General features: G+C 57.6%; 26 protein-coding genes. 14 read left to right on the top strand and 12 right to left on the bottom strand.

Going from position 1 to position 23,636, the window contains the following annotated elements; genetic code table 11:
• Positions 1-4: 4 nt before the first annotated feature.
• The 3 genes from R7Z47_RS21670 to R7Z47_RS21660 form a co-directional block, all read right to left on the bottom strand.
• On the bottom strand, positions 5-1,015 hold the full coding sequence (locus tag R7Z47_RS21670; protein WP_000543934.1) for a tyrosine-type recombinase/integrase: 1,011 nt from the start codon (positions 1,013-1,015) through the stop codon (positions 5-7).
• A 2-nt stretch (positions 1,016-1,017) separates the two neighbouring features.
• Positions 1,018-1,554 (bottom strand): hypothetical protein, encoded by a 537-nt coding sequence (locus R7Z47_RS21665; RefSeq protein WP_000949433.1) that lies wholly within the window; start codon positions 1,552-1,554, stop codon positions 1,018-1,020.
• A 298-nt stretch (positions 1,555-1,852) separates the two neighbouring features.
• Complete coding sequence (locus tag R7Z47_RS21660; protein ID WP_000575657.1) at positions 1,853-2,134, bottom strand: hypothetical protein; 282 nt, start codon at positions 2,132-2,134, stop codon at positions 1,853-1,855.
• Between the two features lie 201 nt (positions 2,135-2,335).
• On the opposite strand from R7Z47_RS21660, the gene R7Z47_RS21655 reads away from it, so the two are divergent.
• Positions 2,336-2,998: a hypothetical protein gene (locus R7Z47_RS21655; RefSeq protein ID WP_015063586.1), complete on the top strand. Its 663-nt coding sequence runs from the start codon at positions 2,336-2,338 to the stop codon at positions 2,996-2,998.
• Between the two features lie 15 nt (positions 2,999-3,013).
• Here R7Z47_RS21655 and R7Z47_RS27165 read toward each other — a convergent pair whose 3' ends face one another.
• The 6 genes from R7Z47_RS27165 to R7Z47_RS21630 form a co-directional block, all read right to left on the bottom strand.
• Positions 3,014-3,229 (bottom strand): hypothetical protein, encoded by a 216-nt coding sequence (locus R7Z47_RS27165; protein WP_000254804.1) that lies wholly within the window; start codon positions 3,227-3,229, stop codon positions 3,014-3,016.
• A complete protein-coding gene (locus R7Z47_RS27160) occupies positions 3,219-3,452 on the bottom strand; it encodes a hypothetical protein (protein WP_013214002.1) in 234 nt (77 codons plus the stop codon). The genes R7Z47_RS27165 and R7Z47_RS27160 overlap by 11 nt, the downstream gene beginning before the upstream one ends.
• Positions 3,453-3,618: 166 nt before the next feature.
• Positions 3,619-3,918, bottom strand: coding sequence for a hypothetical protein (locus R7Z47_RS21645; protein ID WP_011872911.1), 300 nt, complete (start codon positions 3,916-3,918; stop codon positions 3,619-3,621).
• A gap of 294 nt (positions 3,919-4,212) precedes the next feature.
• Positions 4,213-4,485: a MafI family immunity protein gene (locus tag R7Z47_RS21640; RefSeq protein WP_000787563.1), complete on the bottom strand. Its 273-nt coding sequence runs from the start codon at positions 4,483-4,485 to the stop codon at positions 4,213-4,215.
• On the bottom strand, positions 4,482-6,872 hold the full coding sequence (locus R7Z47_RS21635; RefSeq protein WP_345863754.1) for an RHS repeat-associated core domain-containing protein: 2,391 nt from the start codon (positions 6,870-6,872) through the stop codon (positions 4,482-4,484). Before R7Z47_RS21635 ends, R7Z47_RS21640 begins: the two co-directional genes overlap by 4 nt.
• Positions 6,812-7,246, bottom strand: coding sequence for a mercury resistance transcriptional regulator MerR (locus tag R7Z47_RS21630; RefSeq protein WP_000414383.1), 435 nt, complete (start codon positions 7,244-7,246; stop codon positions 6,812-6,814). Before R7Z47_RS21630 ends, R7Z47_RS21635 begins: the two co-directional genes overlap by 61 nt.
• Before the next feature lie 71 nt (positions 7,247-7,317).
• Here R7Z47_RS21630 and R7Z47_RS21625 point away from each other — a divergent pair, with 71 nt between their 5' ends.
• From R7Z47_RS21625 to R7Z47_RS21575, 10 genes are all read left to right on the top strand, one after another.
• Positions 7,318-7,668 carry a mercuric transport protein MerT gene (locus tag R7Z47_RS21625; protein ID WP_001294666.1) on the top strand — a complete coding sequence of 117 codons (351 nt, stop codon included), beginning with the start codon at positions 7,318-7,320 and terminating at the stop codon, positions 7,666-7,668.
• Positions 7,669-7,683: 15 nt separating this feature from the next.
• The gene (gene merP, locus R7Z47_RS21620; RefSeq protein WP_000732290.1) at positions 7,684-7,959 is read left to right on the top strand and encodes a mercury resistance system periplasmic binding protein MerP; all 276 of its coding nucleotides are present in this window, start codon (positions 7,684-7,686) and stop codon (positions 7,957-7,959) included.
• A 71-nt stretch (positions 7,960-8,030) separates the two neighbouring features.
• On the top strand, positions 8,031-9,716 hold the full coding sequence (gene merA / locus R7Z47_RS21615; RefSeq protein WP_000149288.1) for a mercury(II) reductase: 1,686 nt from the start codon (positions 8,031-8,033) through the stop codon (positions 9,714-9,716).
• A gap of 14 nt (positions 9,717-9,730) precedes the next feature.
• The gene (merB, locus tag R7Z47_RS21610; RefSeq protein WP_000761850.1) at positions 9,731-10,369 is read left to right on the top strand and encodes an organomercurial lyase MerB; all 639 of its coding nucleotides are present in this window, start codon (positions 9,731-9,733) and stop codon (positions 10,367-10,369) included.
• Positions 10,370-10,480: 111 nt separating this feature from the next.
• On the top strand, positions 10,481-10,846 hold the full coding sequence (merD, locus tag R7Z47_RS21605) for a mercury resistance co-regulator MerD (protein WP_000995361.1): 366 nt from the start codon (positions 10,481-10,483) through the stop codon (positions 10,844-10,846).
• Entirely contained in the window at positions 10,843-11,079 is a 237-nt protein-coding gene (gene merE, locus R7Z47_RS21600; RefSeq protein ID WP_001087810.1) for a broad-spectrum mercury transporter MerE, read from the top strand. The genes merD and merE overlap by 4 nt, the downstream gene beginning before the upstream one ends.
• On the top strand, positions 11,076-12,065 hold the full coding sequence (locus R7Z47_RS21595; RefSeq protein ID WP_001276635.1) for a DUF3330 domain-containing protein: 990 nt from the start codon (positions 11,076-11,078) through the stop codon (positions 12,063-12,065). The genes merE and R7Z47_RS21595 overlap by 4 nt, the downstream gene beginning before the upstream one ends.
• A gap of 183 nt (positions 12,066-12,248) precedes the next feature.
• Positions 12,249-12,809 carry a recombinase family protein gene (locus tag R7Z47_RS21585; protein WP_034064682.1) on the top strand — a complete coding sequence of 187 codons (561 nt, stop codon included), beginning with the start codon at positions 12,249-12,251 and terminating at the stop codon, positions 12,807-12,809.
• A gap of 3 nt (positions 12,810-12,812) precedes the next feature.
• Positions 12,813-15,779, top strand: coding sequence for a Tn3 family transposase (locus R7Z47_RS21580; RefSeq protein ID WP_034064681.1), 2,967 nt, complete (start codon positions 12,813-12,815; stop codon positions 15,777-15,779).
• Positions 15,780-15,857: 78 nt separating this feature from the next.
• Complete coding sequence (locus tag R7Z47_RS21575; RefSeq protein ID WP_000427614.1) at positions 15,858-16,862, top strand: IS110-like element IS5075 family transposase; 1,005 nt, start codon at positions 15,858-15,860, stop codon at positions 16,860-16,862.
• Between the two features lie 305 nt (positions 16,863-17,167).
• Here R7Z47_RS21575 and R7Z47_RS21570 read toward each other — a convergent pair whose 3' ends face one another.
• Positions 17,168-17,371 carry a hypothetical protein gene (locus tag R7Z47_RS21570; RefSeq protein ID WP_000553518.1) on the bottom strand — a complete coding sequence of 68 codons (204 nt, stop codon included), beginning with the start codon at positions 17,369-17,371 and terminating at the stop codon, positions 17,168-17,170.
• 1,096 nt (positions 17,372-18,467) lie between these two features.
• Here R7Z47_RS21570 and R7Z47_RS21565 point away from each other — a divergent pair.
• From R7Z47_RS21565 to mphR(A), 3 genes are read left to right on the top strand one after another with little or no spacing between them, the layout of a single operon-like run.
• Positions 18,468-19,373 carry an Mph(A) family macrolide 2'-phosphotransferase gene (locus R7Z47_RS21565; RefSeq protein ID WP_000219387.1) on the top strand — a complete coding sequence of 302 codons (906 nt, stop codon included), beginning with the start codon at positions 18,468-18,470 and terminating at the stop codon, positions 19,371-19,373.
• Entirely contained in the window at positions 19,370-20,608 is a 1,239-nt protein-coding gene (mrx(A), locus tag R7Z47_RS21560; protein ID WP_000004159.1) for a macrolide resistance MFS transporter Mrx(A), read from the top strand. Before R7Z47_RS21565 ends, mrx(A) begins: the two co-directional genes overlap by 4 nt.
• On the top strand, positions 20,608-21,192 hold the full coding sequence (gene mphR(A) / locus R7Z47_RS21555; RefSeq protein ID WP_001137892.1) for a macrolide-binding transcriptional repressor MphR(A): 585 nt from the start codon (positions 20,608-20,610) through the stop codon (positions 21,190-21,192). The genes mrx(A) and mphR(A) overlap by 1 nt, the downstream gene beginning before the upstream one ends.
• Positions 21,193-21,684: 492 nt before the next feature.
• Here the strand turns inward: mphR(A) and R7Z47_RS21550 are convergent, their stop codons facing one another.
• Together R7Z47_RS21550 and R7Z47_RS21540 are read right to left on the bottom strand one after the other, a co-directional pair.
• Positions 21,685-22,449, bottom strand: a complete 765-nt coding sequence (locus R7Z47_RS21550) for an IS6-like element IS6100 family transposase (RefSeq protein ID WP_001389365.1) — start codon at positions 22,447-22,449, stop codon at positions 21,685-21,687.
• 506 nt (positions 22,450-22,955) lie between these two features.
• Entirely contained in the window at positions 22,956-23,456 is a 501-nt protein-coding gene (locus R7Z47_RS21540) for a GNAT family N-acetyltransferase (protein ID WP_000376623.1), read from the bottom strand.
• Between the last annotated feature and the right edge of the window lie 180 nt (positions 23,457-23,636).

Below are 23,636 nucleotides of genomic sequence, written 5' to 3'. Positions count from 1 at the left end.
GCTGTTAATCCGCTATATCGAGGCGTTGGCTCGCTCTCTTCAAACGCTCATCGCCGCGTCTGTCATATTTCTGGGTAGTTGCAATGCTTGAGTGGCCCATTGCGTCCTTCACGGTCACAATATCCTCACCGTTATCCAGCATCGAGGAGGCAAAGGTGCGTCGCAGGTCATGGGGCGCAAACATCTCCAGACCGGCTTCAACTCTTCTGGTCTCCAAGATGTGGTAGATGGCCTGATCCGACATCCGCTCTCCAGTCACATCATCAAACCGCCTGATCCTCGGGAATAAAGGCCCTTCATGCGTTCCTCGAACCTCTTCAACCCACTTATCCAGTCTTTTCCATGCGCCACCAGGCACATACGCCATTCTCTCTTTGTTGCCCTTGCCAAGAACCTTGAGAGCGCGGTCCTTGTAGATCATGCTTCCCATGTCCAGCGCAACGATTTCCGAGCGGCGCAAGCCACACCCGAGGAGCACCCCGAGAATGGCCGCATCCCGAAGCCCTTTGGCGCTTGAATCACTTTCACATGTGAAAAAGAGGCTGCGAATCTCATGGCGTTCAAGTGCCCGCCCTTTAGGAAGTCGAGATCCACGTACTGAACGGACTTGCTTAATGTGCTGGAAGCTATCCGTATCAATTTGCTTCATCGTCCAGGCTTCAAGAGCCACCCCTTTGAGCGCTGACAGGTAGGTGTTGATCGTTGCCGGAGCCTTCCCTGCATCCCCCAGCATTTCCAGCACCGCCAATATGTGGTGCCGCCTCATTGAGCTCCATGCACAGTCACGAAGGTTCTGAAACCCGATCATCTTGGCGACAATGTTGAGGAATGAGCTCATGGTCTGCCTGCTTCGCTTTGACCCGAGGCTCACCAGATAGGCGACGGCGGGGTTGTCCTGGATGTTCCGGAGCGAGCTCGATGACGGCAACAGTTCACCGCGAATGCTTTGTTCTGCCGGAACATTTACTTTCGCATGTGAAACTAGCTCTTCCTTGTCATTGTTTGTGTCGTGCAAAGTTACCTCCTAAGCCCGACCGCAACGAGAAGAAAATCCCATATTTTGAGGTGAAGAGGTAGTTCCTCCTCCATATGTTGCGTTTCGTAGCTTTGCATCAGTGGTTCAAACTTGGTTGGATTGCACAGCAATTCGTAAACTGTTCGGTTGGGCTTGGTGATCGGCTTATTCGGAGTGAATCCATGTTTGTTCTGGAGGTACAGCGCTACCGCGCCACTTCTGGATTCTCCGTAATAGCAATGAACGAAGATCTGATCGATACCGCTACCAACCAATCCATCCAGGAAGGTGGACAGCTTTTCAGCCTGGGATGAGTCAATGTAAGAGGCGTAATTCATCCGGAACGCTGCCTTCATCGTGTGGATGGTGTTCTCAGAATAGCCGCCGTCATAGAAGCTATCGCGGTACAACTGCCCCCACTGTCCGAGAGCGGCAGGGGACTTGTCTGGGTCAGTTATGGAGATCATGGCCGCACCGGGAACCGGCTCCAGTCTTTCGGCCTCCGCTTGACTAATGAAAAAGACTTTTTTGCTAAGCATGTCCCATCATCCCCTTACAAGGATGTGTTGCGAGTAGCTCACGCGCCTGACTTTGCCCCTCTTGAGTATCTACAGGAGCGGTCGTATACACACCTCCATGCCGCAAGTCCACAATACTGGTCCGACAGCAAGAACCTACGTTCTGAACTTTATTGTCCGAATCCAAACCAGCAAAAGTATGGCACGGTCCAGGGAATGGTTTCCTGCAAATAGAGCAGCGCTCAAAGTTCTTATCGAGGATTCTCTTTAAAACTTTCTCAAATTTGTTTTTGTTTAACATCGAGTTCTCCACACAAAGTTACTGGCCGAGCATCCCAGCCAAGGTGGTCTGCTGGCCTTCGCTACAAGGTGCAAATCCGGCAAAAGCACCGGCATTAACCTTGAGCTCATCAAAGCGTCCATCGGTGTCCCGGTAGTACACCTTACGTTTTCCAATTCCACCTTCGAGGTTTGCGGCCAACCAGGCGATCACTGCATCAGCATCGTTCGTAACTGATGCTCCCTGATCCAGATCGATAAGTACCAGGTGGGTGTCCGTCTGGAGTGCCACTTCAAAGGTCGCTCTTACATCAAAAATCACTGGTCGCGCTCCTTGTAAAAAGTGGGCATTCAGCACCACCTATCCTATTCCAAAAACTCTACTTTTTCAAAGATACATTTTAATAAGTAGAACAACAGCAAGAGGAACTCAAATTTATTTACCGTAATTATCATAATTACGGTAATACGGTAATTTTACAGATTTGGATGGAATGGTATAAGATGTCTCGCTGGAACATACTTGCTGAAAAAACGCTTAACAACGATAGTGAAAACATCATGTACAGGTGCGAGAGATAATATGTATAAGAGCCTTGAAGATCTGATGGCGGGTATTTACGAGATGGCAGCGCCAGATGGCATCATCTGTAACGAGGTTTCCAAATTCCTTGCGGCCAACCAGGTCAAGCCGGAAGACATAAGCTCTGGGATCTGGTTTTTCCTGTGGCTGAAATCAGCTCCCAAGGATGCGAAGCCAATCCAAAAAGAAATCCCCGGATTTGGAGTTGTTCTCAACATGCCGACTTATGGCGGAACGCTCAACGAAGCAATCACAGGGTTGATCGAGAACGAGTGCCGTCAAATAGAGCTCGCTGAGGGACATCCGAGCCTTGAGGCTTGGGTTGAATCAGTATTAGCCGGTCGAGATGACGGAGAGGAAAATGAAGCTGCGGCCAATATCGTGGATCTGCTTAATGGGTGTCACGACCTACTGGATACAGCAATAATCAATTACCTTTTTAAGGTGGGAAAAATCAACGAGCAAGAGATTTTGTCGCTCATCTATTATGGAGAGCTATGTGACCACTCTCTTGTCGGTACGCCTTTTTCAACGTTACATATCCCGAGTGAAAATAACGTCCACGAACGTAACATCATCCCCATTAAAAAAGGAGCCAGTTAGGCTCCTTTTTGTTACTCAGGGTTTGCTTTGAGAAACAACTTCATTCCAAGTATGCAGCACCTTCGATAGGTGCTGATGCTTTCTGGTGAAGTCCTTATCATCCAAGAGTGCTTTAAATGGCGCGTTCAGGTCACTGCATGTGACGTTCTTGCCGATCACAGACAGGGTATCCTGGAGTGATCCACCAGCAGCATCAAGCCCCATTCTATCGACGGTCTCACTACTCACCATTGGTGAATGCCTTTGAGTTGAGCTGCTCAACGCTCAGGGCTGTATTGCATTTCTGCTCAACCGCTTGCTTGTACTGGATGGTGTACTTTGCAGTGATAGGTGACATGGTGTTCATCGCAAGTATGTATGCGTCTACCTCACTGGTCGGTAATGTCGCGGCATAGACTGACGAGCATGATGCGGCTGCGGCCATTATCAAAGTTATTACCTTCTTATTCTTCATTTCTCTGAAATCCCCCTTTAAAATATGGAGCTACAACTCATTTGTACCAATCATAATACTATTGATTTCCAAAAGTATCTCTCTCTACTGACTCTATGATGGCTCGCCTTCCAAACACTTGGCCGCTGGCGGCGGCTGGGCCAACGCCAGAGCCTGATCCACACTATCATCCGCCTGAAAAAAATCTCATTACCTCTGACGGATAAAGAAACAGATTTCCCCCTTTGGCAAAAAACAGATACCAAACAGAAAAAGCCACAGAAAAAACACCTGCAACACACACTTCAAATCTATTTCTTGCAGAGAAATACTTGTAGTGCTTTTTTTCGTATCTCGGGGCTCTCATTTTGACTAGATTTTTCAATGTCAACCAAAGAAAGATAACCCCAGTAGGAAGGATAACTATCACAACCCCAAAGAAATAAATTGTGTATATAATAAAATCAAACCAGTTATTGATTTCCATAAGCCGTCCCCAATGCTGCGCCAATAGCAGAACCATGTGAGCCGTATTTAATCCCTGGATTCCTCATTAGCTCTCTTTAACTTTAATATTTTCCTTAGATTTAAGTATCCATAGATTCCTGAGAACACTCCATACCCCCCCCAAACACCAACGGACAGATATAAGGCGAATTTGCTTAGAGGCCCATTCACATAATTTAATAAAGCGAACACTGCAATTCCTATAAAGGCTCCAGCTAACGGAAATCCAAGCAGATATACTGCTCTATATTTTAAACCGGTTTTTTTCATCTTATTATTTATCTATATGTTTTGAAATCTTATCTACAATGGATGTAGTATCCATATTCATTATCCTCCCTGCTTTTTCAATCAGAAACTCAGCTTCATTTGTTATGTTCTTTGACTCTTCATTAATAATGTCAATGATAGTTTCTAGTGCGATTCCATACTCACCCACATCAATAAATTCTTGCACTTCTATACTTTCAGATTCAGAAAACGAATCAGACAGCACCATAAGCAAAAGATCTAGCGTGGATTCAATTTCTCTATATTCATTTTTCATTTTGGATTCCTTGGTACGTTTGTTGGAAAACCTGAAACAATATCACCATTAGATTCTTGTATTACACGAACATTAATACCTTCTTTAACTGCCTCTGCAATAGTCCTACCACCGCGCCCAGCCTTTCGAGAAACATTTGGATCGGTAGCTATATCGGAAATGACGTGCATAATTTTTTCATCAGACCAACTTTGAGGAAACTCACTTTTTCCAGGCTTGCCTGTTCCTGCTCGATGCCCTCCACCAGTGGCGTCACCATCAAGAATATGCTTACGTCTCTGGGAACTGGCTAGGTCTACAAAATCATCAGCCGTATTTTTAAAAGCGCGTTCCGCAACATTCCCTAGCGCCTTATAGTTGCCAGGCAGGATAATCCCAGCAGCAAAAAGCCCCCCGGAAATCCACTTTTCTCTTGAGGTCGCACAATCACTGGTGATGGTCTTGAAGGTGTCATAGGCGTCCCAAGCGCTCAAGGCAAAGTCTATGGCAACATAAGCCCCCAGAAGAAGCGGCACAAACTCCCCTGTTGGATCTGCATTGCCTATCGGGTTGCTCAGCGCATAGGCATAGGTGTTAATCCCACCAGCCAGCCCAATCGGGTCACTGGTGATGTAACGCCCGGTATTCGGGTCGTAGTAACGCCGCCAGTTGTAGTGGAGCCCGGTCTCCGCGTCGTAATACTGTCCTGGGAACCGCAAATTGAAGGTCGGCCCCTGAGTGGTGATGCTGGCCTTACCGAACGGGCTGTAGCTCGCCTTCCAAACCACTTGGCCGCTGGCGTCGGTTAGCGCCTTCGGGGTGCCCAGATGATCGACGTGGACTTGATAGGTCTGTCCTGACTGAGCAAAGCTCAAGGGGGTGCCATCGAGCCAGATATACTCCGCCAGCACGTCTCCAGTGGCTGCGTCCAGCTCCTCGATGAGGTTTCCTGCCAAGCCGTAAATCAGTAGGCGGGTCTGGCCGTTTAGGGTCTTAGTTACACGCTGATCCAGATGGTTGTAGGTGTAAGCTGCTGTCACTCCAGCGACCGTTGCGGCCACCAGCCGGTTCTGGCTGTCATAGGTGAAGGTATCCGCCCCCTGCTTCGTCAGGTTGCCATTGGCGTCATAGCTTCTGGAGGTTTGCCCAGTCTTCACCAGCCAGTTGTTCATGTAGTTGATGGTGTAGCTTTGGCTCAGGCCATCGGTCGTGATCGAGGTCCTGTTGCCGGTGGCGTCATAGCCATAGCCCAAAACGCCATAGAGCCCCTCAGCAGAGGTGATGCGGCCAACCGCGTCATAACCGAGTGACTGATTGACTGATGAGCTGAGATTGTCGTCTATGGCTGAAATCAACGAGTCTGGCGTGTACCGATAGACCAGCGAATGCACTCTAGTAGCGTCGATGCCGGTGACTCGGTAATTGAGATCCAAAGAGCGACTTTCTGAAATGCCGTTCCATCTGACCATACTGGTGACGGGGCCAAAGGGCGCTCGCTCGATCTGGCTTGCCAGGCTTGTTGTGGTGCCTGCTTGTGTCGTTGCCACCTCGATGACGTCACCGGCTAAATCACGGGTGTAGGAAACCTCACGACCACTGGGATACGTGATCTTCGTGATGAGGCCTGCACCATCGTATTGGTACTGGGTAGTAAGGCTCTGCCCGTGGGTTTCCCAGGTCTCGTAAGCCAACCATCCTTCGGGTGTATAGCCATATCTCCGGACACCGTTGCCATCATCGACTGAGGTCAAGCGGCCCATGCCGTATGGTGAGGTTGCTTCGTCGTACCCGTACAGAATTGGCGATTCGCCAGCGACACCGCTGGATGCCTCGATGATCCGGTTCAGCGCGTCGTAGCTGTAGCTTGTGGTTTGTCCCTTGGCCGTCTTGCGCGTTGCCACGTTACCGGCTTCGTCATAGGTAATGTCGGTGGTGCCGGTGTCCGGGCTCCGGACCTGAGTCACTTCGCCAAAGCCGTTGTAGCTGTAGTAGGTCAGGCGCGAACGAGGGTCGGAGACACGGTAAACATCGCCGGTATCCTTGTAGAGCACCTGCGTGACCTTCCCGAGTGGATCGGTCGTTTGTGTCCGGTGATGGAAGCCGTCGTACTTGTAGGAGTGTGTGTTACCAGAGGGACTGGTCTCCTGTATCAGGTTTGCCACCACATCGTAGGAAAACGATGACTGATTGCTATAGGCGTCGGAGACACTGGAGAGCCAGCCGATTTCGTTGAAGATCCGGCGCTCTATCCAACGGGTCTGGCCCAGCGCATCGAGCAGTCGCTCTTCTACTGGGGGTCGTCTCAGAAAACGGAAAATAAAGCACGCTAAGGCGTAACTACCCTCGGCTACACCGCGTCGGCACCACGCGGCTCTTTCTCCCCTTGCAGCGAAGCAATCAGCGGGCAAGAAACGTTCCCTTGCCGCGCATGGCAGGCGAACACAAGTTCGGATAGCACGGTTTCCATGCGCGCCAGGTCGGTCATTTTTTCGCGCACGTCCTGAAGCTTGTGCTCGGCCAGGCTGCTGGCTTCCTCGCAGTGGGTGCCGTCATCCAGCCTCAGCAGCTCTGCGATCTCGTCGAGGCTGAATCCGAGCCGCTGGGCTGATTTCACGAAGCGCACCCGCGTCACATCCGCCTCGCCATAGCGGCGGATGCTGCCATAGGGCTTGTCCGGCTCCGGCAACAAGCCCTTGCGCTGATAGAACCGGATTGTTTCCACGTTGACCCCGGCCGCCTTGGCGAAAACGCCAATAGTCAGATTCTCCAAATTTTTTTCCATATCGCTTGACTCCGTACATTGGTACGGAAGTAAGCTTAAGCTATCCAATCCAGATTTGAAAGGACAAGCGTATGTCTGAACCTCAAAACGGGCGCGGGGCGCTCTTCACTGGCGGGCTAGCCGCCATCCTCGCCTCGGCTTGCTGCCTGGGGCCGCTGGTTCTGATCGCCCTGGGGTTCAGCGGCGCTTGGATCGGCAACTTGACGGTGTTGGAACCTTATCGCCCGATCTTCATCGGCGCGGCGTTGGTGGCGCTGTTTTTCGCCTGGCGGCGCATCTACCGACCGGCGCAAGCCTGCAAACCAGGGGATGTGTGTGCGATTCCCCAAGTGCGCGCTACTTACAAGCTCATTTTCTGGGTCGTGGCCGCGCTGGTTCTGGTCGCGCTCGGATTTCCCTACGTCATGCCATTTTTCTATTAATCACAGGAGTTCATCATGAAAAAACTGTTTGCCTCTCTCGCCATCGCTGCCGTTGTTGCCCCCGTGTGGGCCGCCACCCAGACCGTCACGCTGTCCGTACCGGGCATGACCTGCTCCGCTTGTCCGATCACCGTTAAGAAGGCGATTTCCAAGGTCGAAGGCGTCAGCAAAGTTAACGTGACCTTCGAGACACGCGAAGCGGTTGTCACCTTCGATGATGCCAAGACCAGCGTGCAGAAGCTGACCAAGGCCACCGAAGACGCGGGCTATCCGTCCAGCGTCAAGAAGTGAGGCACTGAAAACGGCAGCGCAGCACATCTGACGCCCTTGTCTGCTACCACAAACGAAAAAGGATCTGTCGCATGACCCATCTAAAAATCACCGGCATGACCTGCGACTCGTGCGCGGCGCACGTCAAGGAAGCGCTGGAAAAAGTACCCGGCGTCCAATCTGCCATAGTGTCCTATGCCAAGGGCGCGGCCCAGCTCGCCCTTGATCCAGGCACAGCGCCGGACGCACTGACCGCCGCCGTGGCTGGCCTGGGCTACAAAGCGATGCTCGCCGATGCCCCGCCGACCGACAACCGCACTGGGCTGTTCGACAAGGTGCGCGGCTGGATGGGTGCCGCCGACAAGGGCAGCGGCGGCGAGCGCCCGTTGCAAGTCGCCGTGATCGGCAGCGGTGGAGCCGCGATGGCGGCAGCACTGAAGGCCGTCGAGCAAGGCGCGCAGGTCACGCTGATTGAGCGCGGCACCATCGGCGGCACCTGCGTCAACGTCGGTTGTGTGCCGTCCAAGATCATGATCCGCGCCGCCCACATCGCCCATCTGCGCCGGGAAAGCCCATTCGACGGCGGCATGCCACCCACACCGCCGACGATCTTGCGCGAGCGGCTGCTGGCCCAGCAGCAGGCCCGTGTCGAAGAACTCCGTCATGCCAAGTACGAAGGCATCCTGGACGGCAATTCAGCCATCACCGTTCTGCACGGTGAAGCGCGTTTCAAGGACGACCAGAGCCTTATCGTTAGTTTGAACGAGGGTGGTGAGCGCGTCGTGATGTTCGACCGCTGCCTGGTCGCCACGGGTGCCAGTCCGGCCATGCCGCCGATTCCGGGCCTGAAAGAGTCACCCTACTGGACTTCGACCGAGGCCTTGGTCAGCGACACCATTCCCGAACGCCTAGCCGTGATCGGCTCGTCGGTGGTCGCGCTGGAACTGGCGCAAGCCTTCGCCCGGCTGGGCAGCCAGGTCACGATCCTAGCTCGCAACACGCTGTTCTTCCGCGACGACCCGTCCATCGGCGAGGCCGTCACAGCGGCCTTCCGTGCCGAAGGGATCAAGGTACTGGAACACACGCAAGCCAGCCAGGTCGCGCATGTGAACGGCGAATTCGTGCTGACCACGGGACACGGTGAAGTACGTGCCGACAAGCTGCTGGTCGCTACCGGACGGACACCGAACACGCGCAGCCTGGCACTCGACGCGGCGGGAGTCACCGTCAATGCGCAGGGTGCCATCGTCATCGACAAGGGCATGCGCACCAGCACGCCACACATTTACGCGGCCGGCGACTGCACGGACCAGCCACAATTCGTCTATGTGGCGGCAGCGGCCGGCACCCGTGCCGCGATCAACATGACCGGAGGGGATGCTGCCATCAATCTAACCGCGATGCCGGCCGTGGTGTTCACCGATCCGCAAGTAGCAACCGTGGGCTACAGCGAAGCGGAAGCGCATCACGACGGGATCGAAACCGACAGTCGCACGCTCACGCTCGACAACGTGCCGCGTGCGCTTGCCAACTTCGACACACGCGGCTTTATCAAGCTGGTCATCGAGGAAGGTAGCGGACGGCTCATCGGCGTGCAGGTCGTCGCCCCGGAAGCCGGCGAATTGATCCAGACGGCTGTTCTCGCCATTCGCAACCGCATGACGGTGCAGGAACTGGCCGACCAGTTGTTCCCCTACCTGACGATGGTCGAGGGGCTGAAGCTCGCGGCGCAGACCTTCACCAAGGATGTCAAACAATTGTCCTGCTGCGCAGGATGAAAGGAGATGGAACCATGAAGCTCGCCCCATATATTTTAGAACGTCTCACTTCGGTCAATCGTACCAATGGTACTGCGGATCTCTTGGTCCCGCTACTGCGGGAACTCGCCAAGGGGCGTCCGGTTTCACGAACGACACTTGCCGGGATTCTCGACTGGCCCGCTGAGCGAGTGGCCGCCGTACTCGAACAGGCCACCAGTACCGAATATGACAAAGATGGGAACATCATCGGCTACGGCCTCACCTTGCGCGAGACTTCGTATGTCTTTGAAATTGACGACCGCCGTCTGTATGCCTGGTGCGCGCTGGACACCTTGATATTTCCGGCGCTGATCGGCCGTACAGCTCGCGTCTCATCGCATTGCGCTGCAACCGGAGCACCCGTTTCACTCACGGTTTCACCCAGCGAGATACAGGCTGTCGAACCTGCCGGCATGGCGGTGTCCTTGGTATTGCCGCAGGAAGCAGCCGACGTTCGTCAGTCCTTCTGTTGCCATGTACATTTCTTTGCATCTGTCCCGACGGCGGAAGACTGGGCCTCCAAGCATCAAGGATTGGAAGGATTGGCGATCGTCAGTGTCCACGAGGCTTTCGGCTTGGGCCAGGAGTTTAATCGACATCTGTTGCAGACCATGTCATCTAGGACACCGTGATCGGATATCGACCCAATGTTCTACGGCACCGGCATCGGATTCGCAGCGCGCGGATTGAACTCGGCGAAACGGTATATGCATTGCCGTGAACCGACCAAAAGGAGGTGTTCGATGAACGCCTACACGGTGTCCCGGCTGGCCCTTGATGCCGGGGTGAGCGTGCATATCGTGCGCGACTACCTGCTGCGCGGATTGCTGCGGCCAGTCGCCTGCACCACGGGTGGCTACGGCCTGTTCGATGACGCCGCCTTGCAGCGACTGTGCTTCGTGCGGGCCGCCTTCGAGGCGGGCATCGGCCTCGGCGCATTGGCGCGGCTGTGCCGGGCGCTGGATGCGGCGAACTGCGATGAAACTGCCGCGCAGCTTGCTGTGCTGCGTCAGTTCGTCGAACGCCGGCGCGAAGCGTTGGCCAATCTGGAAGTGCAGTTGGCCGCCATGCCGACCGCGCCGGCACAGCATGCGGAGAGTTTGCCATGAACAGCCCCGAGCGCATGCCGGCCGAGACACACAAGCCGTTCACCGGCTACCTGTGGGGTGCGCTGGCGGTGCTCACCTGTCCCTGTCATTTGCCGATTCTCGCCATTGTGCTGGCCGGCACGACGGCCGGCGCGTTCATCGGCGAGCACTGGGGTATTGCAGCCCTCACGCTGACCGGCTTGTTTGTCCTGTCTGTGACGCGGCTGCTGCGGGCCTTCAGAGGTCGATCATGAGCGCTTCCCAGCCAATTGAATGGACAGTGGCGCAACTGGCGCAGGCGGTCGAGCGCGGGCAGCTTGAGCTGCACTACCAGCCGATTGTCGATTTGCGCAGTGAGCAGATTGTCGGCGCGGAAGCCCTGTTGCGCTGGCGTCATCCGACGCTCGGACTGTTGCCGCCGGGCCAGTTCCTGCCCGTGATCGAATCGTCCGGCCTGATGCCGGAAATCGGCGCATGGGTGCTGGGCGCAGCCTGCCGTCAAATGCGCGACTGGCGGGTGCTGGCATGGCAACCGTTCCGGCTGGCCGTCAATGTTTCGGCGAGCCAAGTGGGGCCAGATTTCGACAAGTGGGTAAAGGGCGTGCTGGCCGATGCCGGGTTGCCCGCCGCGTATCTTGAAATTGAGCTGACCGAATCGGTTGCGTTCGGTGATCCGGCGATCTTCCCCGCCCTGGAAGCTTTGCGACAGATCGGTGTGCGCTTCGCCGCCGACGACTTCGGCACCGGCTATTCCTGCCTGCAACACCTGAAATGCTGCCCCATCAGCACGCTCAAGATCGACCAATCGTTTGTCGCCGGACTCGCCAACGACCACCGCGACCAGACCATCGTGCGCACCGTGATTCAGCTTGCGCATGGGCTTGGCATGGAAGTAGTGGCCGAAGGCGTGGAAACATCGGCGAGTCTTGATTTGTTGCGACAAGCGGACTGCGACACAGGACAAGGCTTCCTGTTCGCCAAGCCGATGCCGGCGGCGGCATTCGCCGTCTTCGTCAGTCAATGGAGGGGTGCCACCATGAATGCAAATGATCCGACTGCCACCAGTTGCTGCGTGTGCTGCAAGGAAATCCCGCTCGATGCCGCCTTCACCCCGGAAGGCGCGGAATACGTCGAGCACTTCTGCGGGCTGGAGTGCTATCAGCGCTTCCAGGCGCGCGCCAAGACCGGGAGCGAAACCGATGCCGATCCGAACGCCTGCGACTCATCACTGTCAGACTGAGGCATACCCTAACTGGATGTCAGGCAAGGCCGCACCGCGCCGTCAGAATAGAGTCCGCTTTCACATTCTTTGACACATGCTTGCCAAGGTCATAGATTTCAGCCTGACAAATTCAAGGCTTCGGGCGCAATGGAACCAAAAACCAACGTAAGCCCTACCGCCCATCCAGCCTATGGAGGCATCTTGCAGGGACAACGCATCGGTTACGTCCGAGTCAGCAGTTATGACCAGAACCCGGAACGCCAACTTGAGCAGGTCGAGATCGGCAAGCTGTTCACCGACAAGGCCTCAGGCAAGGACACCCAGCGCCCGCAACTGGAGGCTATGCTCGGATTCGTCCGCGAAGGCGATACCGTGGTGGTGCACAGCATGGATCGCCTGGCGCGCAACCTCGACGATCTGCGCCGTCTGGTGCAAAAGCTGACCAAGCGCGGTGTACGCATCGAGTTCTTGAAGGAGGGGTTGGTGTTCACCGGCGAGGACTCTCCCATGGCCAACCTCATGTTGTCGGTCATGGGTGCCTTTGCCGAGTTCGAGCGCGCCCTGATCCGCGAGCGGCAGCGCGAGGGCATCGCCCTGGCCAAGCAGCGCGGTGCCTACCGGGGCCGCAAGAAAGCCCTCTCCGACGAGCAAGCCATCACGTTGCGGCAGCGGGCCGCTGCGGGCGAGCCGAAGGCTCAGCTCGCCCGCGAGTTCGGCATCAGCCGTGAAACCCTCTACCAGTACCTTCGCACGGACGACTGAACCATGCCGCGTCGCTCGATTCTCTCGGCCACTGAGCGAGACACCTTGCTTGCGCTGCCAGAAAGCCAGGATGACCTGATCCGCTACTACACCTTCAACGACTCCGACCTGTCGCTGATCCGCCAGCGGCGCGGCGACGCCAACCGCCTGGGCTTTGCGGTGCAGCTCTGCCTGCTGCGCTACCCCGGCTACGCACTGGGTACTGACAGTGAGCTGCCCGAGCCGGTCATCCAGTGGGTGGCCAAGCAAGTTCAGGCCGACCCGGCGAGCTGGGCGAAGTACGGCGAACGCGACGTGACTCGCCGCGAGCACGCCCAGGAACTGCGCACCTACCTACAACTGGCCCCGTTCGGCCTGTCCGACTTCCGCGCCCTGGTGCGCGAGCTGACCGAGTTGGCCCAGCAGACCGATAAGGGTTTGCTGCTGGCCGGCCAGGCGCTGGAGAGTCTGCGGCAGAAGCGGCGCATCCTGCCGGCGCTGAGCGTGATTGACCGGGCCTGCTCGGAAGCCATTGCGCGGGCCAATCGCCGGGTCTACCGCGCCCTCGTCGAACCACTCACGGACTCGCATCGGGCCAAGCTGGACGAGCTGTTGAAGCTCAAGGCCGGCAGCAGCATCACCTGGTTGACCTGGTTGCGGCAGGCCCCACTAAAACCGAACTCCCGGCACATGCTCGAACACATCGAGCGGCTGAAGACATTTCAGCTGGTGGATTTGCCCGAAGCTCTGGGCCGGCACATCCACCAGAACCGCCTGCTCAAGCTGGCCCGCGAGGGTGGGCAGATGACGCCCAAAGACCTCGGTAAGTTTGAGCCGCAGCGGCGCTACGCGACCCTGGCCGCCGTGGTGCTGGAGAGTACGGCGACCGTGATTGATGAGCTGGTCGATCTGCACGACCGCATCCTGGTCAAGCTGTTTAGCAGCGCCAAGAACAAGCATCAGCAGCAGTTCCAGAAGCAAGGCAAGGCGATCAACGACAAGGTGCGCCTGTACTCCAAGATCGGCCAGGCCCTGCTGGAGGCCAAGGAAAGCGGCAGCGATCCCTACGCCGCCATCGAGGCGGTGATTCCCTGGGACGAGTTCACCGAGAGCGTCAGCGAGGCCGAGCTGCTGGCCCGGCCGGAGGGCTTCGACCATCTGCACCTGGTTGGCGAGAACTTCGCCACCCTGCGCCGCTATACGCCGGCCTTGTTGGAGGTGCTGGAACTGCGCGCCGCCCCGGCTGCGCAAGGCGTGCTGGCGGCCGTGCAGGCCCTGCGCGAGATGAACGCCGACAACCTGCGCAAGGTGCCGGCCGATGCGCCCACCGCCTTCATCAAGCCGCGCTGGAAGCCGCTAGTGATAACCCCGGAAGGCCTCGACCGGCGCTTTTACGAAATCTGCGCCCTGTCCGAGCTGAAGAACGCGCTGCGATCCGGCGACATCTGGGTCAAGGGCTCGCGGCAGTTCCGCGACTTTGACGACTACCTGCTGCCGGCAGAGAGGTTCGCCGCGCTCAAGCATGCGCAGGCTCTGCCCCTGGCGATCAACCCGAACAGCAACCAGTACCTGGAAGAGCGCTTGCAGCTGCTGGACGAGCAGCTGGCCACCGTCACCCGCCTGGCCAAGGACAACGAGCTGCCCGATGCCATCCTCACCGAGTCGGGGCTGAAGATCACCCCACTGGATTCCGCGGTGCCCAATACCGCGCAGGCGCTGATCGACCAGACCAGCCAGTTGCTGCCGCGCATCAAGATCACCGAACTGCTGATGGACGTGGACGACTGGACGGGCTTCAGCCGCCACTTCACCCACCTGAAGGACGGTGCCGAGGCCAAAGACCGGACATTGCTGCTGTCAGCGATCCTGGGCGATGCGATCAACCTCGGGCTGACCAAGATGGCCGAGTCGAGCCCCGGCCTGACCTACGCCAAGCTATCCTGGCTGCAAGCCTGGCACATCCGAGACGAAACCTACTCGGCGGCCCTAGCCGAGCTGGTCAACCACCAGTACCGTCATACCTTCGCCGCTCACTGGGGCGACGGAACGACCTCTTCTTCCGATGGCCAGCGCTTCCGGGCGGGCGGTCGGGGTGAAAGCACCGGGCACGTCAACCCGAAGTACGGCAGCGAGCCGGGGCGGCTGTTCTACACCCATATTTCCGACCAGTACGCACCGTTCAGCACCCGCGTGGTGAATGTCGGCGTGCGCGATTCCACCTATGTGCTTGACGGCTTGCTGTACCACGAGTCCGACCTACGGATTGAGGAGCACTACACCGACACGGCTGGCTTCACCGATCACGTCTTCGCCCTGATGCACCTGCTGGGCTTCCGCTTCGCACCGCGCATCCGCGACCTCGGCGAAACCAAGCTGTATGTTCCGAATAGCGTCCAGGACTACCCGACATTGCGCCCAATGGTTGGCGGCACCCTGAACATCAAGCATGTCCGCGCCCACTGGGACGACATCCTGCGCCTGGCCAGCTCGATCAAGCAGGGCACCGTCACTGCCTCGCTGATGCTGCGCAAGCTCGGCAGCTACCCGCGCCAGAACGGTCTGGCCGTGGCCTTGCGCGAACTGGGCCGGATTGAGCGCACACTGTTCATCCTCGACTGGCTGCAAAGCGTAGAGCTACGTCGCCGCGTGCATGCCGGACTGAACAAGGGCGAGGCGCGCAACTCCCTGGCCAGGGCGGTGTTCTTCAACCGCCTCGGCGAAATCAGGGATCGGAGCTTCGAGCAGCAGCGCTACCGGGCCAGCGGTCTCAACCTGGTGACGGCCGCCATCGTGCTGTGGAACACGGTGTACTTGGAACGCGCCACCCAGGCGATGAGCGAAGCGGGGAAGTCGGTGGATAGCGAGCTGCTGCAATACCTGTCGCCGCTGGGGTGGGAGCACATCAACCTGACCGGCGATTATGTCTGGCGGCAGAGCCGCAGGCTGGAGGACGGGAAGTTTCGGCCGCTAAGGCTGCCCGGAAAACCTTAACGTACGATTTTTAATGAGATGGTCACTCCCTCCTTCCCAGTACTATGCTGAGGACAGGCTTTCATTCGGAGAACCATCATGGAAAACATTGCGCTTATTGGTATCGATCTGGGTAAGAACTCTTTCCATATTCATTGTCAGGATCATCGTGGGAAGGCCGTTTACCGTAAAAAATTCACCCGACCAAAGCTAATCGAATTTCTGGCGACATGCCCGGCAACAACCATCGCGATGGAAGCCTGTGGCGGTTCTCACTTTATGGCACGCAAGCTGGCAGAGTTAGGGCATTTTCCAAAGCTGATATCACCGCAATTTGTCCGCCCATTCGTTAAAAGCAACAAAAATGACTTCGTTGATGCTGAAGCTATCTGTGAAGCAGCATCACGTCCATCTATGCGTTTCGTGCAGCCCAGAACCGAATCTCAGCAGGCAATGCGAGCTCTGCATCGTGTCCGTGAATCCCTGGTTCAGGATAAGGTGAAAACAACTAATCAGATGCATGCTTTTCTGCTGGAATTTGGTATCAGCGTTCCGCGAGGTGCTGCCGTTATTAGTCGACTGAGTACCCTTCTTGAGGACAGTAGTTTGCCTCTTTATCTCAGCCAGTTACTGCTGAAATTACAACAGCATTATCACTATCTTGTTGAGCAGATTAAAGATCTGGAATCTCAGTTGAAACGAAAGTTGGACGAAGATGAGGTTGGACAGCGCTTGCTGAGTATTCCCTGCGTTGGAACGCTGACTGCCAGTACTATTTCAACTGAGATTGGCGACGGGAAGCAGTACGCCAGCAGCCGTGACTTTGCGGCGGCAACAGGGCTGGTACCCCGACAGTACAGCACGGGAGGTCGGACGACATTGTTAGGGATTAGCAAGCGGGGCAACAAAAAGATCCGAACTTTGTTGGTTCAGTGTGCCAGGGTATTCATACAAAAACTGGAACACCAGTCTGGCAAGTTGGCCGACTGGGTCAGGGAGTTGTTGTGTCGGAAAAGCAACTTTGTCGTCACCTGTGCTCTGGCAAACAAGCTGGCCAGAATAGCCTGGGCACTGACGGCGCGACAGCAAACTTACGAAGCATAAAGGCAGAAATACACCAGTTTAAACAATCATTCATCTGGTTTTGCGAATACTGATATTGATGATACTAACGGCCCACCGGCCTGTTGAGGAACCTGTAAAACGGAAAGGCTCATTGAAGCCGTATATTTTCTGGAGGTTCATCAGGCGCGGAACTCATCGAGGCGCGGGAATAAAATCCCATTCAGACGCCGGATAGATTCAAGCAAGCCAACTTGTCGTCAAAATCGGTGTTGCAAAAACGGGAGTGACCATAGATTCCGTTTTCTCTATTCGCCCCTTTGTTGAGATATGACCCGCTCCCCGGATCATGGCTTGGCCTTCTTCGCGACCCTGGCTACTGCACGGGCCGCCTTGAGGCACTCATCGAACACTTTCCCCTTTGCGAAGCTGGGTGTTCGGTCGAAAAAGAAGGTGGCTTCTTTCACCCCCAGCGAGACCGCATGAGGGGGAAATTCCTCCTTCTCCAGCGTTGCCTTGATGTGCTTGGCAATGAACTCGCGTGGGTGCATGGATGCCTCCGTTCTTCCAGAAACTGGTCTCATCACACAAACGACAGGCAATAGGAGTCCGTGACCCGCTGTCGGGCCGCTATCGCTTGTGGGATAAAGGCCCCGTTGACGGGGCCAGGAGAGAGCTGTAACCACATGCATTGCACCTGTGGTGGTGGCTTGAGCACTTCACAGTGAGTCAGCCGTTCTTGCTGTCGGTACCGGTGCGCCCTCACGGGCAGACCTACCATTCGAAACGGTCGCCTCTCGGCGAGGGCCTGGGTGGCGCTTCACAGCGGGACCAGGCATCCGCTTAACCCTGCGGTGGGAGATGTGATCACCTCCTTGGGGTGGTCATATCGGTTGGTTGTGGTGGCCGGGTCTGACACCGGCCGAGGTCTAGGGGGCATCCCTACGAATGCCGGTTGGCGCAAAGACCTTCCCATTCACCACAACCGTGGATTGCATTGGTCTCCGGGTCTCTCGTGCGGTACCCCATGGGCCTTGGCTCACCTGCAATGCAATCCCGGTTGTGTCCCGGCCTTTCACCGGGTGGGTGGCTGGGGAGTCAGACCCGCCACTCGCTGTGTTCGCTATCACTTCAACTGTGCTGTCTTTCCAGCTGTCAGCCGGTCACTGCCTTAATTTCCATTCACCTTGGTCGGCATGCATTCCAGCCTTGCCAAGGGAGAGCGGGGAGGTTAGTCAGCCCGGTTGCCGGTGTTATTTCCCCAAGCGGTTTGTTGCCACCGCTGCCAGTGTTGTGCTGGTCCTCCGGCTGGGGTTGTCCATCGTGCGAAATCAATTTGCTAACTATTGGTTAGCATATGCTTGGTTTGCTTTAAGTCAACACCCAAAAGTTAGTTTTTCAATTTTTTAATTCAGGGTCAGTTGGTGCAAGCTGTGGTGACGCAAAGGAAGGGGTAATTTTCGGATCATTGCCCTGCCGCCCGTTGCTCCGAACCACTGGGAGCTGGACCCCAACGATCTCGGGTGTGACGATGGACCTGTACTGAGGGGGCTGTGGGTCGTACCCCGATTCGCATGAGGATTGAATATAACCGACGTGACTGTTATATTTAGGTGGCTAAACCCGTCAAGCCCTCAGGAGTGAATCATGACCGTAGTCACGACCGCCGATACCTTCCAACTGTACGCACTTGCAGCCCGACATGGGCTCAAGCTCCATGGCCCGCTGACTGTCAATGAGCTTGGGCTCGACTATAGGATCGTGATCGCCACCGTCGACGATGGACGTCGGTGGGTGCTGCGCATCCCGCGCCGAGCCGAGGTAAGCGCGAAGGTCGAACCAGAGGCGCGGGTGCTGGCAATGCTCAAGAATCGCCTGCCGTTCGCGGTGCCGGACTGGCGCGTGGCCAACGCCGAGCTCGTTGCCTATCCCATGCTCGAAGACTCGACTGCGATGGTCATCCAGCCTGGTTCGTCCACGCCCGACTGGGTCGTGCCGCAGGACTCGGAGGTCTTCGCGGAGAGCTTCGCGACCGCGCTCGCCGCCCTGCATGCCGTCCCCATTTCCGCCGCCGTGGATGCGGGGATGCTCATCCGTACACCGACGCAGGCCCGTCAGAAGGTGGCCGACGACGTTGACCGCGTCCGACGCGAGTTCGTGGTGAACGACAAGCGCCTCCACCGGTGGCAGCGCTGGCTCGACGACGATTCGTCGTGGCCAGATTTCTCCGTGGTGGTGCATGGCGATCTCTACGTGGGCCATGTGCTCATCGACAACACGGAGCGCGTCAGCGGGATGATCGACTGGAGCGAGGCCCGCGTTGATGACCCTGCCATCGACATGGCCGCGCACCTTATGGTCTTTGGTGAAGAGGGGCTCGCGAAGCTCCTCCTCACGTATGAAGCGGCCGGTGGCCGGGTGTGGCCGCGGCTCGCCCACCACATCGCGGAGCGCCTTGCGTTCGGGGCGGTCACCTACGCACTCTTCGCCCTCGACTCGGGTAACGAAGAGTACCTCGCTGCGGCGAAGGCGCAGCTCGCCGCAGCGGAATGAGCGAACGTCGATATAGCCCGCTCGCGACGCTGTTCGCGGCGACCTTTCTCTTCCGGATCGGCAACGCGGTGGCGGCCCTCGCGCTTCCATGGTTCGTCCTGTCTCATACAAAGAGCGCGGCCTGGGCGGGCGCCACGGCCGCTAGCAGCGTCATCGCGACCATCATCGGCGCGTGGGTTGGTGGTGGCCTCGTCGATCGGTTCGGGCGCGCGCCCGTCGCATTGATCTCGGGTGTGGTGGGCGGCGTGGCCATGGCGAGCATCCCACTGCTCGATGCCGTTGGCGCCCTCTCGAACACTGGGCTGATCGCTTGCGTGGTGCTCGGTGCCGCGTTCGACGCACCCGGTATGGCCGCGCAGGACAGTGAGCTGCCCAAACTCGGCCACGTCGCCGGGCTCTCCGTTGAGCGCGTCTCGTCACTGAAAGCGGTGATCGGGAACGTCGCGATTCTAGGTGGCCCGGCCCTTGGGGGGGCCGCAATCGGCCTGCTTGGCGCTGCGCCAACGCTCGGGCTGACGGCGTTCTGCTCCGTCCTTGCAGGTCTGCTCGGCGCGTGGGTGCTTCCCGCGCGTGCCGCTCGGACGATGACCACGACGGCGACTCTCTCCATGCGCGCCGGCGTCGCTTTTCTCTGGAGCGAACCCCTGCTGCGCCCTCTCTTTGGTATAGTGATGATCTTCGTGGGCATCGTTGGCGCCAACGGCAGCGTCATCATGCCTGCGCTGTTTGTAGATGCAGGACGCCAAGTAGCAGAGCTCGGGCTGTTCTCCTCAATGATGGGGGCTGGTGGTCTCCTTGGCATTGCCATTCATGCGTCGGTCGGCGCCCGGATATCAGCGCAGAACTGGCTGGCGGTGGCATTTTGTGGCTCTGCGGTGGGCTCGCTTCTGCTTTCACAGTTGCCAGGCGTGCCGGTGCTGATGTTGTTGGGCGCGCTCGTGGGACTGCTGACCGGCTCAGTCTCTCCCATTCTCAACGCTGCCATCTACAACCGCACGCCGCCAGAACTTCTCGGCCGGGTACTCGGCACGGTCTCGGCGGTGATGCTGTCAGCCTCGCCCATGGTTATGCTTGCGGCCGGCGCGTTTGTCGACCTTGCTGGTCCGCTCCCTGGCCTCGTTGTATCGGCCGTGTTTGCGGGGCTCGTGGCTCTACTCTCGCTCCGTCTTCAATTTGCTACAATGGCGGCGGCAGCCACAGCCTCCGCCCCAACCCATACAGAAGGTGAACACTGATGCCCCGCCCCAAGCTCAAGTCCGATGACGAGGTACTCGAGGCCGCCACCGTAGTGCTGAAGCGTTGCGGTCCCATAGAGTTCACGCTCAGCGGAGTAGCAAAGGAGGTGGGGCTCTCCCGCGCAGCGTTAATCCAGCGCTTCACCAACCGCGATACGCTGCTGGTGAGGATGATGGAGCGCGGCGTCGAGCAGGTGCGGCATTACCTGAATGCGATACCGATAGGCGCAGGGCCGCAAGGGCTCTGGGAATTTTTGCAGGTGCTCGTTCGGAGCATGAACACTCGCAACGACTTCTCGGTGAACTATCTCATCTCCTGGTACGAGCTCCAGGTGCCGGAGCTACGCACGCTTGCGATCCAGCGGAACCGCGCGGTGGTGGAGGGGATCCGCAAGCGACTGCCCCCAGGTGCTCCTGCGGCAGCTGAGTTGCTCCTGCACTCGGTCATCGCTGGCGCGACGATGCAGTGGGCCGTCGATCCGGATGGTGAGCTAGCTGATCATGTGCTGGCTCAGATCGCTGCCATCCTGTGTTTAATGTTTCCCGAACACGACGATTTCCAACTCCTCCAGGCACATGCGTAAACGGAGGTGTGCAGAGTCCCTGCGGCAGGCGACGAACACGACCGTCGTCGATTAGTACCGGTACGGTCGGTGGTATCGAAGTCTTGATCACCACTCAGGTCTACGGCTTACAAATGGTGACCATCCCGATACTTGCGTCAGAGCACCGGGCCGATTCTTTGACAGTGAATCACTCCCGTAAGGTTGTGCCGGTGTGGGTGTCCCGGGTCGAGACGATACTCCGCCAATGCGCCCAGCAAACAACCTGGCCATCGCAGGTGGTGGGGAGCGGTGTGGCGGATGAGTTGGACAAGTTGGTGTAGCAGCACGAGCACGGCGAGATAACATCGCAGGAGTTCGACATGCTCAAGAGACAGCTGATTGCGAATCGCGATGCAGATTCATAACCCGATTGCGGGTTGGCTTCACTCCACCATCACCGAGCAGACTAGCACGGCGGGCTCTGTTGCAAAGATTGGCGGCAGTCAGAGGTAGGCTGTCGCTCTGCGCCGATCAGGCGGCTGCTGCGAAATGGTGGTTGAGCATGCCCATGGCCTCCGTCAGCGCCGAGGGCCCAATGCCAAAAGCTCTCTCCACAAGGCGCACCTCGCCCCTGATGCCGGGCTGCAGGCACCAGGGGCGAGCCTGTCCTTTGCGCAGGGCTCGCATGACTTCGAATCCCTTGATCGTGGCATAGGCCGTGGGGATCGATTTGAAACCGCGCACCGGCTTGATCAGTATCTTGAGCTTTCCGTGATCGGCCTCGATCACGTTATTGAGATACTTCACCTGCCGGTGGGCCGTCTCCCGGTCCAGCTTTCCTTCGCGCTTCAATTCGGTGATCGCTGCACCATAGCTCGGCGCTTTGTCGGTATTGAGCGTGGCAGGCTTTTCCCAGTGCTTCAGGCCTCGCAGGGCCTTGCCCAGGAACCGCTTCGCTGCCTTGGCGCTGCGGGTCGGCGACAGGTAGAAATCGATCGTGTCGCCCCGCTTGTCGACTGCCCGGTACAGGTAGGTCCACTTGCCCCGCACCTTGACGTAGGTTTCATCCAGGCGCCAGCTCGGATCAAAGCCACGCCGCCAGAACCAGCGCAGCCGCTTCTCCATCTCCGGGGCGTAGCACTGGACCCAGCGATAGATCGTCGTATGGTCGACCGAAATGCCGCGTTCCGCCAGCATTTCCTCAAGGTCGCGATAGCTGATCGGATAGCGACAATACCAGCGCACCGCCCACAGGATCACATCACCCTGGAAATGGCGCCACTTGAAATCCGTCATCGTTCCGTCCGTCCAATCTCCGCCAAGCATGCTCAAGCTTCACGATTTTTGCAACAGAGCCCACACGAGTATTGAGCATAGTCGAGATTGGTGCAGATCACTTCTGATATTGAACTGTCAGGAGCTGGCTGCACAACAGCCATTACGCCCAATCAACTGGTGCAGTCGTCTTCTGAAAATGACATTTGGTATCTCTCATAAACGGATGTTTTTGAGAGAACTATCTTCGGCCTTCACACGCACGAAAGGCGGCGAAGCTCCGCCGTTAATCCGTCCGCCGGAGATCTCGCCCAGGCAGGCTGAAGGCCGAGCAAGCCTGACAGGCCCGAAAAGCCCGGCACGGGCGTCGGCGGCGATGACGGCGGCGGCATTATCCAGGGTTGATGATGGAAGTGGAGGATATCGACAACCTCTCGCGCAACCAAGACATCGCGGTCGGACTGCAAGTGATCTTGAAGCCACGGGCCCGTCCCACCCCGACATGGACCTCGATGCCCGAACGGACGTTAGATTTCGAGTTCTAGGCGTTCTGCGATGAAGGTTGGATCCCAGCCGGGATTGAAAGTGTCGACGTGGGTGAATCCGAGCCGCTCGTATAGGCCACGCAGGTTCGGGTGGCAGTCGAGCCGCAGCTTGGCGCACCCCTGCGTTCGCGCGGCATGGCGGCAAGCCTCGATCAGCGCGGAGCTGACACCCCGGCCCGCATGTGTCCGTCGCACCGCGAGCTTGTGCAGATATGCGGCCTCCCCCTTGAGGGCGTCGGGCCAGAACTCGGGATCCTCGGCCGACAAGGTGCAACAGCCGACGATGCCGTCGCTGCAACTCGCGACTAGGAGCTCGGATCTCAGGACGAAGGTCTCCGCGAATGTCCGGTCGATCCGCGCGACGTCCCAGGCGGGCGTTCCCTTGGCGGACATCCACGCCGCAGCGTCGTGCATCAGCCGCACAACCTCGTCGATATCACCCGAGCAGGCGACCCGAACGTTCGGAGGCTCCTCGCTGTCCATTCGCTCCCCTGGCGCGGTATGAACCGCCGCCTCATAGTGCAGTTTGATCCTGACGAGCCCAGCATGTCTGCGCCCACCTTCGCGGAACCTGACCAGGGTCCGCTAGCGGGCGGCCGGAAGGTGAATGCTAGGCATGATCTAACCCTCGGTCTCTGGCGTCGCGACTGCGAAATTTCGCGA

The organism is Vibrio sp. 1641 (assembly GCF_033339995.1).
GTDB lineage: Bacteria > Pseudomonadota > Gammaproteobacteria > Enterobacterales > Vibrionaceae > Vibrio > Vibrio alginolyticus.
This window is presented reverse-complemented; position numbering and strand designations above follow the sequence as displayed.

Coding starts and splice junctions, on each gene's coding strand:
- merE (WP_001087810.1), top strand. CDS start 10,843: ATGAACAGCCCCGAGCGCATGCCGGCCGAGACACACAAGCCGTTCACC.
- R7Z47_RS21645 (WP_011872911.1), bottom strand. CDS start 3,918: ATGGAAATCAATAACTGGTTTGATTTTATTATATACACAATTTATTTC.
- R7Z47_RS21630 (WP_000414383.1), bottom strand. CDS start 7,246: ATGGAAAAAAATTTGGAGAATCTGACTATTGGCGTTTTCGCCAAGGCG.
- merD (WP_000995361.1), top strand. CDS start 10,481: ATGAACGCCTACACGGTGTCCCGGCTGGCCCTTGATGCCGGGGTGAGC.
- R7Z47_RS21640 (WP_000787563.1), bottom strand. CDS start 4,485: ATGAAAAATGAATATAGAGAAATTGAATCCACGCTAGATCTTTTGCTT.
- R7Z47_RS21575 (WP_000427614.1), top strand. CDS start 15,858: ATGGAAAACATTGCGCTTATTGGTATCGATCTGGGTAAGAACTCTTTC.
- R7Z47_RS21625 (WP_001294666.1), top strand. CDS start 7,318: ATGTCTGAACCTCAAAACGGGCGCGGGGCGCTCTTCACTGGCGGGCTA.
- merB (WP_000761850.1), top strand. CDS start 9,731: ATGAAGCTCGCCCCATATATTTTAGAACGTCTCACTTCGGTCAATCGT.
- R7Z47_RS21595 (WP_001276635.1), top strand. CDS start 11,076: ATGAGCGCTTCCCAGCCAATTGAATGGACAGTGGCGCAACTGGCGCAG.
- R7Z47_RS21580 (WP_034064681.1), top strand. CDS start 12,813: ATGCCGCGTCGCTCGATTCTCTCGGCCACTGAGCGAGACACCTTGCTT.
- R7Z47_RS21550 (WP_001389365.1), bottom strand. CDS start 22,449: ATGACGGATTTCAAGTGGCGCCATTTCCAGGGTGATGTGATCCTGTGG.
- R7Z47_RS21665 (WP_000949433.1), bottom strand. CDS start 1,554: ATGCTTAGCAAAAAAGTCTTTTTCATTAGTCAAGCGGAGGCCGAAAGA.
- R7Z47_RS27165 (WP_000254804.1), bottom strand. CDS start 3,229: ATGGTGAGTAGTGAGACCGTCGATAGAATGGGGCTTGATGCTGCTGGT.
- merP (WP_000732290.1), top strand. CDS start 7,684: ATGAAAAAACTGTTTGCCTCTCTCGCCATCGCTGCCGTTGTTGCCCCC.
- R7Z47_RS21570 (WP_000553518.1), bottom strand. CDS start 17,371: ATGCACCCACGCGAGTTCATTGCCAAGCACATCAAGGCAACGCTGGAG.
- R7Z47_RS27160 (WP_013214002.1), bottom strand. CDS start 3,452: ATGAAGAATAAGAAGGTAATAACTTTGATAATGGCCGCAGCCGCATCA.
- merA (WP_000149288.1), top strand. CDS start 8,031: ATGACCCATCTAAAAATCACCGGCATGACCTGCGACTCGTGCGCGGCG.
- R7Z47_RS21565 (WP_000219387.1), top strand. CDS start 18,468: ATGACCGTAGTCACGACCGCCGATACCTTCCAACTGTACGCACTTGCA.
- R7Z47_RS21540 (WP_000376623.1), bottom strand. CDS start 23,456: ATGGACAGCGAGGAGCCTCCGAACGTTCGGGTCGCCTGCTCGGGTGAT.